The sequence below is a fragment of the Roseateles amylovorans genome (assembly GCF_025398155.2).
In the GTDB taxonomy this organism is placed as follows: domain Bacteria; phylum Pseudomonadota; class Gammaproteobacteria; order Burkholderiales; family Burkholderiaceae_C; genus Roseateles; species Roseateles amylovorans.
Genome location: NZ_CP104562.2, coordinates 1,376,513 through 1,394,151, shown reverse-complemented (window position 1 = coordinate 1,394,151; position 17,639 = coordinate 1,376,513). Strand labels below are relative to the sequence as shown.

Annotated in this window: 14 protein-coding genes; 6 read left to right on the top strand and 8 right to left on the bottom strand. The window is 66.4% G+C overall.

Annotated elements, in window-relative coordinates:
* Window positions 1–201: 201 nt before the first annotated feature.
* The 5 genes from N4261_RS06015 to N4261_RS05995 form a co-directional block, all read right to left on the bottom strand.
* Window positions 202–1,224 carry a 2-hydroxyacid dehydrogenase gene (locus tag N4261_RS06015; protein WP_261759299.1) on the bottom strand — a complete coding sequence of 341 codons (1,023 nt, stop codon included), beginning with the start codon at window positions 1,222–1,224 and terminating at the stop codon, window positions 202–204.
* Between the two features lie 305 nt (window positions 1,225–1,529).
* Window positions 1,530–2,249 carry a nitroreductase gene (locus N4261_RS06010; RefSeq protein ID WP_261759298.1) on the bottom strand — a complete coding sequence of 240 codons (720 nt, stop codon included), beginning with the start codon at window positions 2,247–2,249 and terminating at the stop codon, window positions 1,530–1,532.
* Window positions 2,246–2,692 (bottom strand): acyl-CoA thioesterase, encoded by a 447-nt coding sequence (locus tag N4261_RS06005; protein WP_261759297.1) that lies wholly within the window; start codon window positions 2,690–2,692, stop codon window positions 2,246–2,248. The genes N4261_RS06010 and N4261_RS06005 overlap by 4 nt, the downstream gene beginning before the upstream one ends.
* Before the next feature lie 114 nt (window positions 2,693–2,806).
* On the bottom strand, window positions 2,807–3,664 hold the full coding sequence (locus N4261_RS06000) for a cupin domain-containing protein (RefSeq protein ID WP_261759296.1): 858 nt from the start codon (window positions 3,662–3,664) through the stop codon (window positions 2,807–2,809).
* A gap of 124 nt (window positions 3,665–3,788) precedes the next feature.
* Complete coding sequence (locus tag N4261_RS05995; protein ID WP_261759295.1) at window positions 3,789–4,796, bottom strand: histone deacetylase family protein; 1,008 nt, start codon at window positions 4,794–4,796, stop codon at window positions 3,789–3,791.
* 414 nt (window positions 4,797–5,210) lie between these two features.
* Between N4261_RS05995 and N4261_RS05990 the strand changes: the two genes are divergently transcribed.
* Window positions 5,211–5,765: a phasin family protein gene (locus tag N4261_RS05990; protein ID WP_261759294.1), complete on the top strand. Its 555-nt coding sequence runs from the start codon at window positions 5,211–5,213 to the stop codon at window positions 5,763–5,765.
* 213 nt (window positions 5,766–5,978) lie between these two features.
* Here the strand turns inward: N4261_RS05990 and N4261_RS05985 are convergent, their stop codons facing one another.
* Window positions 5,979–6,641 carry a TetR/AcrR family transcriptional regulator gene (locus N4261_RS05985; RefSeq protein WP_261759293.1) on the bottom strand — a complete coding sequence of 221 codons (663 nt, stop codon included), beginning with the start codon at window positions 6,639–6,641 and terminating at the stop codon, window positions 5,979–5,981.
* A 194-nt stretch (window positions 6,642–6,835) separates the two neighbouring features.
* Here N4261_RS05985 and N4261_RS05980 point away from each other — a divergent pair, with 194 nt between their 5' ends.
* Window positions 6,836–8,380, top strand: a complete 1,545-nt coding sequence (locus tag N4261_RS05980) for a methyl-accepting chemotaxis protein (RefSeq protein WP_261759292.1) — start codon at window positions 6,836–6,838, stop codon at window positions 8,378–8,380.
* 50 nt (window positions 8,381–8,430) lie between these two features.
* The gene (locus N4261_RS05975; protein ID WP_261759291.1) at window positions 8,431–9,000 is read left to right on the top strand and encodes a YdeI/OmpD-associated family protein; all 570 of its coding nucleotides are present in this window, start codon (window positions 8,431–8,433) and stop codon (window positions 8,998–9,000) included.
* Window positions 9,001–9,118: 118 nt separating this feature from the next.
* On the opposite strand, the gene N4261_RS05970 is transcribed toward N4261_RS05975, so the two are convergent.
* Window positions 9,119–10,117 (bottom strand): patatin-like phospholipase family protein, encoded by a 999-nt coding sequence (locus N4261_RS05970; RefSeq protein WP_354005401.1) that lies wholly within the window; start codon window positions 10,115–10,117, stop codon window positions 9,119–9,121.
* A gap of 283 nt (window positions 10,118–10,400) precedes the next feature.
* On the opposite strand from N4261_RS05970, the gene N4261_RS05965 reads away from it, so the two are divergent.
* Both N4261_RS05965 and N4261_RS05960 read left to right on the top strand, forming a co-directional pair.
* Window positions 10,401–12,461: a type I secretion C-terminal target domain-containing protein gene (locus N4261_RS05965; protein ID WP_261759290.1), complete on the top strand. Its 2,061-nt coding sequence runs from the start codon at window positions 10,401–10,403 to the stop codon at window positions 12,459–12,461.
* 248 nt (window positions 12,462–12,709) lie between these two features.
* The gene (locus N4261_RS05960; RefSeq protein ID WP_261759289.1) at window positions 12,710–15,262 is read left to right on the top strand and encodes a penicillin acylase family protein; all 2,553 of its coding nucleotides are present in this window, start codon (window positions 12,710–12,712) and stop codon (window positions 15,260–15,262) included.
* Here N4261_RS05960 and pncB read toward each other — a convergent pair.
* Window positions 15,174–16,454, bottom strand: a complete 1,281-nt coding sequence (pncB, locus tag N4261_RS05955; RefSeq protein ID WP_261759288.1) for a nicotinate phosphoribosyltransferase — start codon at window positions 16,452–16,454, stop codon at window positions 15,174–15,176. The two genes, N4261_RS05960 and pncB, sit on opposite strands and share 89 nt — an antisense overlap.
* Window positions 16,455–16,845: 391 nt before the next feature.
* Here pncB and N4261_RS05950 point away from each other — a divergent pair, with 391 nt between their 5' ends.
* Window positions 16,846–17,628 carry a hypothetical protein gene (locus N4261_RS05950; RefSeq protein ID WP_261759287.1) on the top strand — a complete coding sequence of 261 codons (783 nt, stop codon included), beginning with the start codon at window positions 16,846–16,848 and terminating at the stop codon, window positions 17,626–17,628.
* The last annotated feature ends 11 nt before the right edge of the window (window positions 17,629–17,639 follow it).

The following is a 17,639-nucleotide window of genomic DNA, read 5'->3' as shown; positions in this document are numbered from 1 at the left end:
CACGACTCAAGCCCAGCACCGCAAGCCGCGCAACATCAACGAGAACACGCGTCGCCAAAACCAAAACGGACCGCTGCAGCCGGCGGCCCTCGGAGCGAATGCGTAGCGTCTGAGCGCAGAGGGCTGCCGGCTGCGGCGGTCCCGCTCGGTCGAGGAAGGACGGGAGACGCTCACCCGCGCCGCCCAGACCCGCCCCAGCCCTCACCTCGCCCGGAGCTGCCCCGCATTCAACGGCGTCTTGGCCGTCCCGCCGGTGAGCGCCAGGATGAGGTTGTCCACCGCCAACGCGCTCATGGCACGGCGGGTGGCGACGGTCGCGCTGGCGATGTGCGGCGTCAGCACCACGTTCTCGCAGTCGAGCAGCGCGGGATGCACGGTCGGCTCGCCTTCGAACACGTCCAGGCCCGCCGCTGCGATGGTGCCGGCCTTGAGCTCGGCGGCCAGGGCGGCGTCGTCCACCACACCGCCGCGGGCGATGTTGACCAGCGTCGCGGTGGGCTTCATCAGGCGGAGTTCACGCTGCCCGATGAGGTGGTGCGAGGAGGCGCTGTAGGGCACCACGATCACCAGATGGTCGGCCCGGCGCAGCAACTCGTCCTTCTCGACCCATTGGGCGCCCAGCGGGCCTTCCTGGTCGGCCGGCAGGCGACTGCGGTTGTGATAGATCACCGGCATGCCGAACCCCAGGTGACCACGCCGCGCGATGGCGGCACCGATGCGTCCCATGCCCAGCACGCCCAGCGTGGCGCCATGGATGTCCGCCCCGGCGAACAGGGTCACCGACCAGTGCTGCCACCGTCCGGCCCGCAGGAAGTGTTCGCTCTCGGTGATGCGGCGCGCAGTGGCCATCATCAGCGCGAAGCCGAAATCGGCGGTAGTTTCGGTCAGGACATCGGGGGCATTGGTGACCAGCACACCGCGTTCGCTGCAGGCGGCCACATCGATGTTGTTGTAGCCCACGGCCATGGTGCAGACCACCCGCAGGTCTGGACAGGCATCCAGCAGCTTGACGTCGATCTTGTCGCTGCCGCTGATGTAGACGCCGGCCTTGCCTTGCAGACGGCGGATCAGTTCGTCCTGGGGCCAGGGGAGATCGGTGTCGTTGGACTCCACCTCGAAATGGGGCCGCAGCCGATCGACGATGTCGTCGAAGGTCTTGCGGGCCACCAGGACCTTGGGCCGGCCGGCGGCAGCCTGGGACGTGGGGGGGGTGCTCGTGCTCATCTCGGTCTCCTTGTCGGCATCAGATCGACGAGACCCGCGATGACTTCGCGCATGGCCCCGCCCGCGTCACCCCTCGCGCGGATCGCGGCGAGCGGGATCGGCCTGGCGGGCGGCAATGCCGCGACATGGCATGCGTGGACGGGCGGCGACTGTGGGCGAGTCGGTGTCCGTCGAACCCCGGGGCCGACCCGTCTCGGCGGGCCGGAGGGTCCGGCACATTGTGGGGGAAGCAGGTCCGACCGCGGTCCCCGCGACGGCGGCCTGCGGAACGAGGATCGCCCACCTCATTCCTGCAATCGAGGAATCTATTCGATGAATCGGGTGAAGCCGCTCACCGGTTCGCGCTCGGTGACCAAGGTGTTCTCCACCGCCTGCGGATCGGCATAGCCGAGCGACATGCCGCAGACCAGCATCTGCTCCGGTCCCAATCCCAGGTCTTCGGCGATCAGGCGATGGAATTGGGTGAAGGCGGCCTGGGGGCAGGTGTGCAGGCCGTGGGCCCGGGCGGCAATCATGATGTTCTGCAGGAACATGCCGTAGTCCAGCCAACTGCCTTGACGCATGACGCGGTCGATGGTGAACATCAGGCCGACCGGCGCATCGAAGAAGCGGTAGTTGCGGCCATGCTGCTCGTGCATGCGCAGCTTGTCCGTCTTGGTGATGCCCAGCAGGCCGTACAGATCCCAGCCCACCTTGCGACGGCGGTCGATGTAGGGCGAGACCCATTCGCGCGGGTAGTAGTGGTATTCCTCGCTGTGGGTCGCCAGGGCCTCGGGGTCGTCGTAGCAGGCCTGGATGCGATCGGCGAGGCGGTCCTTGGCGTCCCCGGTGAGCACGTGGACCTGCCAGGGCTGGGTGTTGGTGCCCGAGGGCGCGCGCGCCGCCACCTCCAGCACGCGCTCGATCAGGTCCCGCGGCACCGGGGTGGGCAGGAAGGCGCGCATCGAGTGGCGCGTCTGAATGGCCGCCTCGACAGCGGCCGTCTGCGCATCGGTGGGGACCAGAAAGGGATCGGGCAGGCTCATGTCATCTCCAGTGCGACCAGTGCGGTCAGGTAGGCCTCGGGCAGTGCATCGACAGGACGCCGCGATTGTCGGTCCACATACACATGGACAAAGTGACCGCGCGCCGCGCACAGCGGCTCGCCCGCAGCGAAGAGGCCGATCTCGTAACGCACGCTGGAGCGGCCCCGCCGGCTGACGCGCAAGCCGGCCTCGACCGCCTGTGGAAATGCCAGCGACGCAAAGAAGTTGCAGTGCGTCTCCACCACCAGTCCGATGACCGCGCCCTGGTGCAGGTCCAGTGCGCCCTGCTCGATCAGGTAGCGATTCACCGCCGTATCGAAGAGGCTGTAGTAGACGACGTTGTTGAGATGGCCGTAGAGGTCGTTGTCCATCCAGCGGGTCGGCACCGGGATGAAGTGGGCGAAGGCGCTGCGCGGCTCGGGTGTCGGGCGTTCGGCGGTCATGGCGCGGATTCTTTCATTGGAAGGAATCCGTCGCTGTCGCCTGCGCAACTGGCAAGGCGCGGTGCGCGCCCGTGACGCTCGCCGCGCAGCGAGGCGGTGCGGCAGCCCTGGGGATCAGTCGGATGTCGCGCCTGACTGTGCAGGCTTAGCGGGCGGGTGGCCCCCATCCAGGCAACTGTGCCACATGACGGTGTTGTGATCGGCATCCTGAGCTACGTGGTCGATCACCAGCAGGCGCACGGGCTCACTGCCGACGTTGACCGCTGAATGCCAACGGTTCTGCATCTCGACAATGAGCTCGCCCGCTTCGAATCGGCGGACGCGGCCGGTGTCGACGTCGGTAATCTCCAACTGGCCGGACAGCATCTGGCCATAACGGGGCGCAGGATGCATATGCACCGGCAATTTCGCTGCCGGCTCGACCGTGTAATGCGCCGCGAGCACCCTCGGCTGCGCGGGCATGCGCAACGGATCGCCGTTGTAGCTGCCGACGGCGTCCCAGAGCAGCCGGGCGCCTGGCCGGCTGCCGCGGTCCGCAGGCAGCGCCTGGGTGGCGGGATCCCGATGATCGATCAGCAGCAGTTGCGCGCCATCGGTCCCAGCCCAGGCCAACTGGCCGGTATCCGCCACGAACGATCCGCGCTGATGGGTGACATGCCCGGCGCCGTCAGCCTCCACCACGCACAGCGTGCCTTCCTGGACATAGGCATACCTCGCCACCAGACCCGACGCCCGATCCAGTGGTTGCCGCGATTCAAGGTTGAGCACCGCCGCAGTGAGGCGGGGCGATGGCGGCATCTGAACCGGCTCGCCGCGATAGGTCGGCGTCACGTTGGCCAACGACTCGACGGTCACGGGTGGCGGTGCCGTGGATCGTCGAGACAAGGCCGGCGACATCGCCGCTTGGCAGTGCTCAGCCGACTCGTCGGGCGGAGGGGTCAATGGCTGTGCCGACGAAGACAAGGCATACATGGCAGCTCCTGGAAGTGTCTGGGAGCCCATGAGTCAGCCATCGTGCGGATTGGATCCGCGCCGGTGTAGGCCTGGCGGTCGCTCAGGAACGTCGCATCGTGAGGAGGGGGCCTGAACCTGGCGCTCAGCCCGTCGTCGACAGGCCGGCGGCGGTGCCGGCCTGCGTTTGTCGATCACGCCATCGACCCCAGGCTTGCGCCGCCGCCTCCAAGGTCCGCTGCTGGATGTCGACTGTCACCGACAGGTCTTCGCCATAACCGCCGGCCATGCTGAGGGCCACCGGGATGTGTCGATCGAAGAGCGCCTCCAGCACCCGACGGTCTCGTTGCAACAGCCCATCCGCGGTCAACTTCAAGCGGCCAAGCCGGTCGCCTTCATGCGGATCGGCACCGGCCAGGTAGAAGGCGAGACCGGGCATGCGGCCGTCCAGGCGGCGCCAGACCTCTGCCATCGCATCGTCGAGCGCGCGGAGGTAGGCCTCGTCACCGCAGCCATCCGGCAGGCCGACATCCAGGTCGCTGCGTTCCTTGCGGAATGGGAAGTTTTTTTCGCCGTGCAGCGACAGGGTGAAGACGGTCTCGTCCTCCGCGAAGATGCTGGCGGTGCCGTTGCCTTGATGGACATCCAGGTCGATCACCAGCACGCCCAGCCCCGCCGGACCATGCATGGGCGCCAAAGCTGCTGGCGCACGCCTGGCGCGGTGATGCGCCGCCTGCATCACGCGCGCGGCGACCGCCACATCATTGAACACGCAGAAGCCGCTGCCCTTGTCTGCATACGCATGGTGCGTACCGCCCGCCAAGCTGGCGGCCACGCCCTCTTCCAGTGCAGCGCGGGCGGCGTCGATGGTGGCGCCGACCGAGAACAGCGAACGTCGCAGCAGGCTGGGCGCCCAAGGGAAGCCGATTTCGCGCTGGGCGGCCGGGCTCAGGGTGCCGTGCAGGACGGCGTCGATGTAGTCCGGCGTGTGCACCAGCGCCAGCACGTCGGTATCCGCCGGTTGCGCCACTTGCAGGCGCAGCAGGCCGGGGTCGCGCTCCAGCCGCTCACGGAGCAACTGGTATTTGGACTGGGGGAAGCGGTGGCCGGGCGGCAGCGCCAGCGTCAGATGGTCGTAGTGGAACGCACGCATGGTCGCCACCTTACCCGGGGTTGACGCCTCGAGTGGGCGTCGCCTCACGATCCGGAGCAAACGCGATGGATGCTTCACCTCTCCCAGGGCGCTTCGGTCGATTGCGCCAGTGGACCTTCCCCGGGTGGGGCACGGGCACAGACAACGCCAGACAACCCAGGCCACCGGCGCCGCCCACGACCGGTCATAAATCCAATGATTTCAGGCACCTACGGGCTTTGCTGCGCCGCAGCAAAAAGAGCTTGCAATCCTTCAAGCGGGTCCTATACTTGGTTTCATGTTGCAGCGCAGCAAACACCAAGAGGGGTCACGCAAGGGTCCGCTCAAGGGTGTTCAAGCACTCGCAATACCGGCCATCAGCCTGCCGTATCACCGGGCTGAGAGACTGAATTGAATCCATCTAGGAGATTTCGCATGCTGACCCCAGAACAACTGATCGCCGCCCAGAAGACCCAGCTGAACGCCCTGTTCGGCCTGACGAGCAAGGCTTTCGAAGGCGTCGAGAAGCTGGTCGAACTGAACCTGCAAGTCGCCCGCACCGCCCTGAGCGAAGCGGCTGAAACCGCCCAGACCGTGCTGTCCATCAAGGACGCCCAGGAACTGATGGCCTTGCAAGCCTCGCTGCTGCAGCCGTCCGCTGAAAAGGCCGTGGCCTACAGCCGCCACGTCTACGACATCACCACCGCCACCACCTCGGAATTCACCAAGCTGGCTGAGGCGCAGGTCGCTGATGCGCAAGACAAGTTCGGCTCGGTCGTCGAGAACGCGACCAAGAACGCACCTGCTGGCACGGAAAATGCTGTTGCATTGGTGAAGTCGGCGGTCGCCGCGGCCAACAACGCTTACGAGAGCATGCAAAAGGCTGTCAAGCAAGCCAGCGAGATCGTTGAGAACAATGTCAACACCGTGACCACCACGGCGTTGAAGACCAGCCAGACGGCACGCGCGCCGAAACGCGCGGCAGCCTGACAGGTCACTGCACCGGTTGTCTCCTCGGTACCCAAGGAAGCTAGGCTTCCCAAGTGCCCTTCAAGCCCAGCGAATGCTGGGCTTTTTTTTGCCGGTACGCGGCGCTTGGGAGGATCAGGCGGGCAAAACGCCGCGGCCTTCACCGCCGAAGTGACGGCGCCGACCTGACAGCGCCACGCTGCAACAGCGGCTATCGGAGCCGCCCCCAGCCGCTCAGTTCACGGACGCGCTCACCCCGTGCGCCACATCGCGGAGCACGCCCTGCACGATCCGGTCGCGCAATGCCTCACGATCGTGCAGGGGATAACGCGGCAGCCCCACCACCAGCAGCAGGTAGCCCATGGTTTTGGCGCTCATGAGGTCGGTCATCGCCCGGACCTCACCCTCTTCCGGTACATGCCCTGCAGGCGCGCACGCGGCCACCCGCTCGTGGATCAGGCCCAGCAGCCGGGTGTAGATGGGTTGCTGGGCCTCGCCGACCTGCGTCAGCGACGCACTGCTCTGGGACATGTAGATCATCCGGAACTGCTCCGGATGGCGTTCCCAGAAATCGAAGAAGCACAGCAGATGGGCTTGCAGCACCTCCCGGGGACCGCGCTGGCCATTGCCGGCCTCCAGCAGCTCATCGGTCAGCGCTTCGAAGACTTCGATCCACAGGCCATCCAGCAAGGCCTGCTTGTTGGCGAAGTAGCTGTAGATCGCCATGGTGGAAATGCCCAGCTCCTGCGCCAGACGACGCATGCTCAGCGCTTCCACCCCTTCGTCACGGTAGATCGCGCGCGCCCGCTCCAGCATGTCGCGTTTCAGGGCGGCCATCTCCGCCGGGCCGCGTCGCAGCCGCGGGGTCGGACGGTCCTTGTTGGGTGACTGTTCCAAAGCGTTTTCCCATCATTCCGGATTTAGCGTCGGCGTACGTTAACCCACCGCTCGACCCACGTTAAATACTCCCGAACCCTGGACCAAGTGGGCGATTAGCAGACGCCTAAGCACCTGACAATCTGGGCAAACGACATGCCCCGCAGCTCAGTCGCACTGACGCGTGTCGATTCCTTCGATCTCCTGGAGTCCTCATGTCCGTGCTCGACCGTCTGTCCGTCGGGGCCAAGCTCGGCCTCGCCTTCGCGATCGTCTTGATGATCACCGCCGGGCTGGGTGTACTGTCTCTGGTCCAGCTCAGCCGGGTCGACCACACCGCCAACGAGTTGGCGGCCCACTGGCTCCCCTCGGTGCGGCAAGTGCAATTGATCAATTTGACGGTGACCCGCTACCGCACCCGTGAATATCGCTTCATGTTGGACGACGGCGAGGCGCGCAAGGCGGACGCGGCGAAGATCGATCAGTCGCGCCAAGCCGTCGAGGAACAACTCAAGCGCTACGAGACCTTGGTGAGTTCGTCCGACGAGGCCGCCAAACTCAAGGATGTGCGCGCGCTGTGGGCCACCTACCTGGAACTCAGTACCCGGATGATGCAGACCGCGCAGGCCGGCGACGAGGGCCAGGCGCGCAAGATGCTGACAGTGGACGGATTGCCTCGCTATGAAGCCTTGGGCAAGGCACTGGAGGAACTGGTGGAGCTGAACAGCGCCAGTGCTCAGGCGGCCAATGAATTGGGAGACCGCATCTATGCCACCAGCCGTTGGGAGGTGGTCGCCATCACCATCCTCGCGATGGCCTTGGGCACCGTGTTCGCCGCGGTGATCACGCGGCGGATCACCCGCCCGCTCCGTGCCTCGGTTCGACTGGCAGAAGCGGTGGCGATCGGCGATCTCACCCAGACCCTGCGCCCTCGCGGCAGCGACGAGGTGGCACAGTTGCAGCAAGCCTTGCTGCGCATGGTCACCCAGCTCAAGGCGGTCGTCGCCGAGGTGCGCGAGGGGGTGGTGTCGGTGTCCAGCGCGTCGTCCCAGATTGCCATCGGCAACGAGGACTTGTCGGCGCGAACGGAACAGACCGCCTCCAACCTGGAGGAAGCCGCCTCCAGCATGGAAGAGTTGACTGGCGCCTTGGCGCAGTCCTCCGACACCGCGCGCCAGGCCAACCAGTTGGCCGGCAGTGCGGCGGAAGCCGCGACCCGTGGGGGTCGTGTCGTGGGTCAGGTCGTGGCGCGGATGGGGGACATCAGCTCAGCGTCACAACGCATTTCCGACATCATCGGCACCATTGACGGCATCGCCTTCCAGACCAACATCCTGGCGCTGAACGCGGCGGTGGAAGCTGCACGCGCCGGTGAGCAGGGCCGTGGTTTTGCGGTGGTCGCCAGTGAGGTCCGGTCGCTGGCGCAGCGCAGCGCGGAAGCTGCCAAGGAAATCAAGAATCTGATCACCCGATCGGTCGAAACGGTGCAAGCCGGCACGGTGGACGTGGCGCAAGCCGGGCACGCCATGGACGACATCGTCTCCGGCGTGCGCCGCGTGACCGATCTGATGGGCGAGATCGCAGCCGCTTCCACCGAGCAGAGCAACGGCATCGGTCAGGTCAACCAGGCGGTGGCGCAGCTGGACCAGATGACGCAGCAGAATGCCGCGCTGGTCGAAGAATCGAGTGCGGCCGCCACCTCCCTGCGGGAGCAGGCGAAGCGGCTGGAGGACGTGGTGTCGGTGTTCAAGGTCGCCTGACGGCCGCCCTGTCGCAGAATCAGGCACCGGCGACGGCATACTCGCAGGTCATGGCTGCCCGCACCCCCACCTTTTTCGAGACCGCCGCCGAGTTCCGCGCCTGGCTGGACCAGCATGCCGCCACCGCCACCGAGCTGGTGGTGGGCTTTCGCAAGCGCGGCAGCGGCCTGCCCAGCCTGGACTGGCCCGAGTCGGTGGACGAAGCCCTGTGCCACGGCTGGATCGACGGTGTCCGCACCCGCATCGACGACAAGTCCTACAAGATCCGCTTCACCCCTCGCCGGGCGGGCTCGATCTGGAGCGCCATCAACATCGGCCGCGTCGAAGCGCTCACCAAGGAGGGTCGAATGACTGCCGCCGGCCTGGCGGCCTTCGAAGCCCGGCTGGCGCATAAGTCACGGGTGTATTCGCATGAGCAGCAGAAGGACCAGATCGAGCTGACGCCCGCCCAGGAGGTCGCGTTCCGCCACCATCCCGAGGCCTGGGCCTTCTTCCAGCAGCAGCCGGACGGTTACCAGCGCACCAGCATCTGGCACATCCTCAGCGCCAAGAAGACCGAGACACAGACCGCGCGCTTGAACAAGCTGATCGAAGCATCCGCTCGCGGCGAACGGCTTTAAGCCTTTGCGCGCGGTGGAGGGATCGCGTCATCGCGCGATCACCGCATGACCGCCCGCAAAGGCCCCGCCGGGCGAGTCGAAGCCCATCAATCGTCCCGACAGCGGCGCCGCGAAGCCCTCAGCGCGTCTTGGCCGCGATCTTCTGCCGGATCGACGGCAGCATCGCCGTGGCGACCTCACGGCCCAGGGCGATGGCGCGCCGGCGGGTGCTGAAGTCGGCACCGCTGAAGCCATCGAGCTTGGGACGCAAGACCACGTCCGCGCCCTGAAGCTCGTACTGGTTGATCGACTTGCCCATGATGGAGAAGGTCTGCATGAGCATGCGCATCGCGTCACCCGGCACCTTGGGATCGGGCGGCTCGCCGATGTCGACGGCGATCACCAGTTCGGCGCCCATCTGCTTGGCAAATCGAACCGGCACCGGCGCCACCAGACCGCCGTCCACATACTCGCGGTTGCCGATCTTCACCGGCTGGAACAGCGCCGGCACCGCACTGGACGCACGCACTGCGGTGCCCACATCGCCTTGGCGGAACAGGATGGGCGAACCATCGCCCAGATCGGTGGCCACGATGCCCAGCGGCAGCGGCAGTTGCTCCAGATTGCGATGGCCGGTCATCTGACGGACATACCGCGCCAGCGCTTCGCCGCGGATGAGGCCGCGCATCGGGAAGGTCCAATCGGTGATGGCGCCCTCGTCCATGCCTTCGGCGACCGTCTGCAACTCCTTGCCGGTCCGGCCGGCGGCATACAGCGCACCGACCAGACTGCCCGCCGAGGTGCCGCACACCAGATCCACCTTGATGCCGTTCTCTTCCAGCACCTGGATCACGCCGATGTGGGCGAAGCCGCGCGCGGCGCCGCCGCCCAGGGCCAGGCCGATGCGAGGCGGCTTGGGCACGGGCTTGGGCGTGATTGGGGTCGGCAGGTCCGGTTCGGGCGGCGGCGTGACCGGGGGCGTGACGGGGATCGTCGGGGTCACCACCGAGCAGGCCGACAGGGCGACGGCGCTCAGCGCCGCGGCGCCGGCGAGCCAACGGCGCCGGCCCGGATCGACGCGGCCGGCTTCGGACGTGGAGAGGGCGGGCGCGAGCGATGGGGAGGGCTTCAGGGACATGGCGCGCATTCTAGGGATCCCTCGCCGGGCTACCGAAGGTTGCTCAGTCGGTGCCTTGAACAACATAACTCAAACAGAGGGGCCATTTGCCTTTCAGTGCAGCCCGCCTGACATGCCTGCGTGATCCACCGTCTGCCCTTAAGGGAGTCAGCACCAAGCTTTCAGCAGGAATCGGCTAGTGGCGAGCAGACCAAGTTTCCAGAGACTGAGCGCCTTTTCAAACCGATACCGAAGGTCCTGACACATGGCTGATCTGACTTCCCCGCGGCCCGCGATGGCGCCCTTGACGGCCGCCAAGCTCCAGGGGCGAGCCAAGCGCTCGCTCGATCAAGAAGCGGAAGAACTGGCGCAATCCGGGATGGATGAGACGCAAGGTTCCGCCGTCGCTGACACGACCGGCGACGCGCACACCGCCCTGGATGCGTCTGTCCCGAGCGACTCGGATGGGTTGACTGAAGAAGCGGTGGGCAGCGCGTCCACGGACTCCACCACGCCAACAACATCGGAACAACTGAGCTCTGTCGGCGCTGCGTCCTCTGTCTCGATGGCGGCATTCGCTGGCTCGCCCACCCTGATCGCCGCAGGCGCATTGGGCGCTGTGGGCCTGATGGCTGCCGTGGCCAGCAGTGGCGGCAGTTCCGGCAGCTCAAACACGCCAGACCTTGGCCGGCCGGGCGAACCCCAAGTTCCCGCGCCCGAGCAACCCAGGCCGGGTCCTGGCACACCGGAGCCGCAGCCTGGCATTCCGCAGCCCGGCAACCCGGAGCCAACTCCTGAGCCAACTCCTGAGCCAACTCCTGAGCCGACTCCTGGGCCTACGCCTGGCGCCCCCAGTGACCCAACGCCCGACCCGGGCGACGGCGCCGGCCACACCCCCGATCCTGGCACCCCAACACCGGCACCGCTGCCCAAACCTGGGGCGCTCTCCGCTGCGCTGGTGAATGACTCCGGCACCAGCAGCACCGACAAATACACGAACGACGGCACGCTTCAAATCACTGGCCTCGAAGAGGGGGCTCGTTGGCAATACAGCCTTGATGCCGGCCAGTCGTGGATGGATGGCGAGGGGGATCGCATCGCCTCCTCCGCATTTGGGAGCGATGGCGTCAAGAAGGTCTTGATGCGTCAGTTCGACAGGGCATCAATCCCGAGTGAGACGACCGAGTTCAGCTTTGAGCTGGACACTAAACCTCCTGCCTTGTTGGATATCACTATCACTGCAAAGTACCTGGGCCCCAATCAATTTGATTCAATCATTAAAGCAACAAACCTAGAAGAGGGTGGCCACTGGCAATACTGGTATACCTCTGATTACTCTGCGACTGACGTCAGAGATGGTTCACAGGCAACCGCCACACTGAAAGGCAACACTGCCTATCAACAGATTGATCGAGCCGGAAATGCAGGCCAAGTCGATTTAGCCTTTCTTGGCGGCATGGAAATCTTGGGAGGCCTCGGCGGAAACGGGATACTCACCAATGGCGGGAAGCTTGAAACAATTCGAGGCTACACGTGGCAGGGGGAATATTCACTGGACAATGGAACGTCATGGTTGGCCTTTCCCGCCAATCCAGGGTCAAGAGCCTGGGCGCTAACCGCGCAAGATATTCCAGGCGAGAATGGCAACCGCACCATTCAATATAAACTCCTTGCTGCGACGATCTCCTACGACTTCATCCTCGACAAAGAAAACCTCCGCCCTGGCGTCACCCTGAAAACCGACTCCGGCCCCGACGCCACCGACCGCATCACCAACGACGGCACCCTGCTCATCGCCGGTCTGCAGGCCGATACCACCTGGAAGTACAGCGTGGATAAGGGCACGACCTGGAAGGTCGGCGGATCCAATCATCAGATTGCCACCACCGAGTTCGGCCCGGACGATGGCTTGAAATCGGTTCAGGTCATCCAGACGAGCACCGAAGGCAAAGACAGCGCGGTCAATACCTTCCAATTCGAACGCATCACGTCGGAGGTCAAGGGCGTTGCTGCCACTGAATTGACCAACGGGATGGTGGACGTTTATAACTTTGCGGGCGATGGCGGCGCAAACCGGTTTATCGTGACACAGGATGTGCTCACGTCCAAGGAAACGGACACCTCGACTCTGAATATTTCCGGATTCAACGCCGCAGAGGGCGATGTTCTGGATCTCAGTCAGGTTCTCTCCGCAGCCAGCGATGCCAACAAGGCGGATTATCTGTATGTCGAAGTAGACAATTCGCTCCAAGTCAATCTGCAAGGCACCGGATATAAAGCGGCTTTCGACCTTCGCTTCGCGGGCGTCACGGCCGGAAACGACAGCATCAAGGTCATTTACGACGGCGGCTATTTCATCATCTGAACCCTCCAATCGAACCCACACAGCCCGGCAATGCCGGGCTTTTTTCTGGGCGGTTCGCAACACCGGTCCCTGCGATGCGTCGAGGGTCGCCATAGGGAAACGCCGCATCATCTCCGCAGCGAGCGACTCCACAATTCGCCCGCTGCAGCCCCAGCCCCACCCTGTTGCCAATCGCCAATCGCCAATGGCGAATGGCCGGTACCGGTCGGTCGCTTCTTGCCCTCTTCCCATTGAAAGCTCCACGCCCTATGAATCGATGGCGCGCCCTCCTGCGTTGGACCGTGCGCAGCCTGCTCGCACTATTGCTCCTGCTGCTCCTGCTCCTGGCGCTGGCCTGGACGGCGGTCCGTGCCAGCCGACCGCAACTGGATGGCGACATCGCCCTGCCCGGGCTGCGCGCACCATTGAGCCTCAGCCGCGATGCGCGTGGAACCGTCCTGATCGACGGCGCGGATCGCCTGGACGTGGCCCGCGGCCTGGGCTTCGCCCATGCGCAGGAGCGCTTCTTCGAGATGGACCTGACCCGCCGGTCCGCCGCCGGCGAGCTGTCCGCGCTATTCGGCATCAAGGCGCTGGAGCGCGATCGGGAACGCCGGATCCATCGACTGCGCGCCCGTCTGACCGACCGCTACGCCGGCATGAGCGCGCAAGACCGCGCGCTGCTCACCGCCTACTGCGACGGCGTCAACGCAGGACTGCATGCGCTGCCGGTGCGCCCCTGGCAATACCTGCTGCTGCGCGCGCAGCCGAAGGACTGGACGCCGATCGACTCGCTGCTGGTGATCAGCGAGATGTACTTCATGCTGCAGGGCGGCAGCATGGAGGCCGGATTGGAGCGCGCCCTGCTGCGAGAGCGGGCGGGCGACACCCTGTTCAACTGGCTCAGCCCCCGCGGCGGACACTGGGACGCACCGCTGGACGGCAGCACGCTGTCCGAGCCGCCCATGCCCACCGCCGACCAGTTCGATCTGCGCCGCCCGCCCACCCCCACGCCGACCGCCGGTGCCAGCCTCACCGAAGGGACGGCGCGGCGGCTGGAGCGCCCGGAGCGGCTGACTCACACCGCGTCCAACATCAGCGCATTGTTCCGCGAGGAGGGAGCGCCCCGGCACGGCGATGAGCCGCCGGTCATCGGCAGCAACAACTGGGCGGTGGCGGGCTCGCGCTCGGTGCACGGCGGCGCCATCCTGGCCGACGACATGCATCTCGGCCTGGGCGTGCCCAGTCTGTGGTTCCGCGCCCAGTTCCAGATCGGCCCGGCGGACCGCGACGGCAGCGGCGCCCCCGCCTCGCCGTCGGACCACCGGCTTCGCGCGGCCGGCGTGACCCTCCCTGGCTTGCCCGCGCTGGTGGTGGGCAGCAACGGCCGGGTCGCGTGGGGCTTCACCAATGCCTATGGCCAATGGTTCGACTGGGTGCCGGTGCCGGACCAGGCCGCGGTGGTGGCCCATGACGAGACCATCGAGGTCAAAGGCGACGCGCCGCAGATCCTGACGGTTCGCGAGTTCAACGGCGCACCGATCGCGGCGCACGACGGGTCCCGTCGCCTGGCTCTTCACTGGATGGCGCATGAAGGCGAGGCCTACAACCTCGCGCTGGACGACATGCTGCAGGCCCGCCATGTCCACGAAGCACTGGCCATCGCCCAACGGGCCGGCATGCCGCACCAGAACCTGCTGGCGGCCGACCGCGACGGCCAGATCGGCTGGACCATCGCCGGACGGCTCTGGTCGCAACCGAGCCTCGGCGCGTCCTTTGGCCGATTCACATCGCCCGACCAGATGACGCATGCCTGGCTGCGGCCGGATCAGTCGCCCCAGATCCTGTCGCCCAAACAGGGTCAGCTGTGGACCGCCAACCATCGGCAGCTGGGCGGCGACGCGGGCGAGCTGCTGGGCGATGGCGGCTTCGACCTGGGTGCGCGCGCGCAGCAGATCCGGGATCGCCTCTCCGAGCGCCCCCAGCACGATGAAGCCAGCCTCGGCGCAATTCATCTGGACGATGAGGCGCGCTTCATGCGCACATGGCGAGACCGTTTCCTGCCGCTGGCGCGCGCCCATGCGGACCATGCCGCCGTCGCCCAGTTGCTGGCCGGCTGGAACGGCCGCGCTGATGCCGATCAAGCGGCCTATCGGCTGGTCCGGGCCGCCCGCCTGCGGACGTTGGATCTGCTCTGGGACGCCTGGACCACCCCCGCCCTGGGCGAGCGACAACGCGATCCCAAGCAACGCATCCGCTGGCGCAACCAGTTCGAGTACAGCGTGGTGAGAGCGCTGGACAGCCGCCCCGCCCATCTGCTGCCGCCGGCGTTTGCGGACTGGAATGCGCTGCTGCTGGCGCAGCTCGCCGCCGCAGCCAAGGACATCGCGCCCGACGGCGCACTCGCGCAGGCCACCTGGGGGCGCCAGAACGCCAGCCGCATCCAGCATGTGCTGGCCAAGGCCATTCCGGCGCTGTCGGCCTGGCTGGACATGCCTTCGGTGGCGCAAAGCGGCGATGCCAACCTGCCGCATGTCGCCGGGCCGGCCTTCGGCCAGTCGCAGCGGCTGGTGGTGTCACCGGGCCGCGAAGACCAGGCCTGGCTGTCGATGCCTGGGGGACAGAGCGGCCACCCGATGTCGCCCTACTACGGCGCCGGCCATGAGGACTGGGTGGCGGCGCGGCACACGCCGCTGCTCGCAGGGCCGGTGCAGCACCGGCTCACCGCCACGGTCAGTTCGTCAACGGGGTCGCCAACGGGGTCGCCAACGGGGTCGCCAACGGGGTCGTCAATGGGGTCGTCACCGGCGTCGGCACCTTGAAGACCTGGCGCAGGTAGGCCAGGAAGGTCTGGTCTTCACACATGGTCTTGCCGGGACTGTCCGACAGTTTGGCCACCGGTTGACCGTTGACGTGAGTCAGCTTGACCACGATGTTCAAGGTCGGCAGGCCCATGTCGTTGCTCAGCTGGGTGCCGATGCCGAAACCGAGCTGGGTGCGGTCGGCGAAGTGCCGGTACAGCGCCAGGGCCTTGGGCATGTCGAGCGCATCGGAGAACACCAGACGCTTGGTGTGCGCATCGATGCGCAACTGCTCATAGTGCGCCAGCGCTTTCTCGCCCCATTCGACCGGATCGCCGGAGTCATGGCGCAGACCATCGAAGAGCTTGGCGAAATACAGGTCGAAATCGGCCAGGAACGCGTCCATGCCGATCACATCGGTCAGCGCAATGCCCAGGTCGCCCCGGTACTCTTGCACCCAGTCCTCCAGCGCCGCCTTCTGGTGGTCCCGCAGCCGCACACCGGTGGCCTGGTAGCTCTGCAGGTATTCATGGGCCATGGTGCCGATCGGGACCAGATCCAGCTCCCGCGCCAGCAGCACATTCGACGTGCCGCGGAACACGTCTGGCAGCTCGGTCTTCAAGGTGGCCAGCACCTCCCGATGCCACTCGCCGGAGAAGCGACGGCGCAGGCCGAAATCGAAGAACTGGAAGGGATGGCGCCGCGGCGCTTCGTCGCGGGCAAAGACGCGCAGCGAGTCGATCTTCAGGGCGAGCCGGCGTCGGCCCTCCTCGATCGCCGCCTCCGCATCGAAGCGGCGGAAGTACAGCTCGTTGACCATCGCCAGGACGAAGATCTCGAAGCCCATCACATGCACCTGCGGGCCGCGGATGATGATCTCCAATCGATCGCCATCGGCGCGCAGGGCGATGAAGTCACGCTGGAAGCGGAAGATTCGCAGGAAGTCGATGAAGTCCGACTTGATGAAGCGCAGGCCCCGCAGATAGTCCAGTTCGCCGGCGCTGAAGCTCAGCGCGCACAGATGGTCGAGCTCGCGCGACAGATCGTCCATCAGCTCGGTCAGCGGGTACTGCGGCGTGTTGCGGCAGGCGAAGCGGTATTCGGCTTGCGCCTGGGGATGGCGATGCAGCATCGCCTGCCACATCGTGAACTTGTAGAGGTCGGTTTCCAGCAGGCTGCGGATCACCGGCGCATGGGTCTCGGGACGGCTCATGCGGAGGGCACTGTACACGCGGCGCCTCGATGCGGACGCCGCAGGGCCATCGCGGATCCGGATCGCACAAGACGCCGCACCGCCGAGGGCGCTTCCTCAGGCGAGCCGCATGCAGACTCGGCGATGATCGCGCCTGTTGCCGCCGCGCTGCGCTGCACGGCGACGACCGACCCGATCGGCGCGCCGCATCGCCCGCCGCCGGGGTCACTTGATGCTCTGCTCCACCGCATTCCTGCGCGCCGCCATGATCGAGCCCCTTCTGACTTGCCTGCCCCTGTCGTCTGCCGAGGTGCCACATGCACCAGCGCGGCCATGGCTTCGGCGCACCGCTGGGTCCGTGCGCAACGCCCTGGCGAGCGCGTCTGTCGCAGGCGTCGCAGTCCTCGCTTTGATGTGTGGACCGACGCCGTCAGCCTGGTCGCAGGTGCCGGTGGCCATCGAGTCACCGCCCTCTGCCGATGTCGCGATGCGGATGGTCTACGGCGGCGCGACCTGGCGGGATGAACGTGTCGCCGCCTTTTTCGGTGGCCGCTCCACCACCTTGCGCGCCGAGATCCGCGAGGTGTTCCGCGCCCGCTATGTCGAAGGCGAGGTCGACAAGCTGATGCTGGTCTACCAGCTCACGCCCGGGCCGCGCGATCAGTTCCGATGCGACGCCTGTGTGCCGGCGCTGGGCGCTGCGGTACTGGCGGCCGATGAGGCGGGACGCTGGAAGCTGCGCGCCCGCGGCCTGCTGCTGATGCCCGGCATGCCGGGGTCAGGCGACGAGGACCTGCAACTGCTGCAGATCGCCGATGAGCGCTGGACCCTGCGCAGCCGCCGCTACGACAACGACCGCGGCCGCGAAAGCCGCAGCGAGCGCTTGGTGATCGAGCGCAACGGCGAGGTCCAGCTGGCCGCCGATCTCGGCTTCGAGGACAAGCTCGGCGCTCTGGCCTGCGGGGCGCGTGCGGCGCCGCAGTCGTCGGGCGTCAGCGTGCTGAGCCCGGGCGTGGGGCCGCGGGTGGAAATCGTGCTGCGCTTCAATGAGGGCGACTGCGCCTCGATCCAACCGGTGGTCCAGCGCACGCGGCTGGAGTTGCGCGAGGGTCGGTTCCAATTGGTACCCGATCCGCTGGAAAAGCAGGATCCGGACGACGACGGCCCGACGGCCGCCTCCGCCGCCGGACGCTGACACGCACAGCG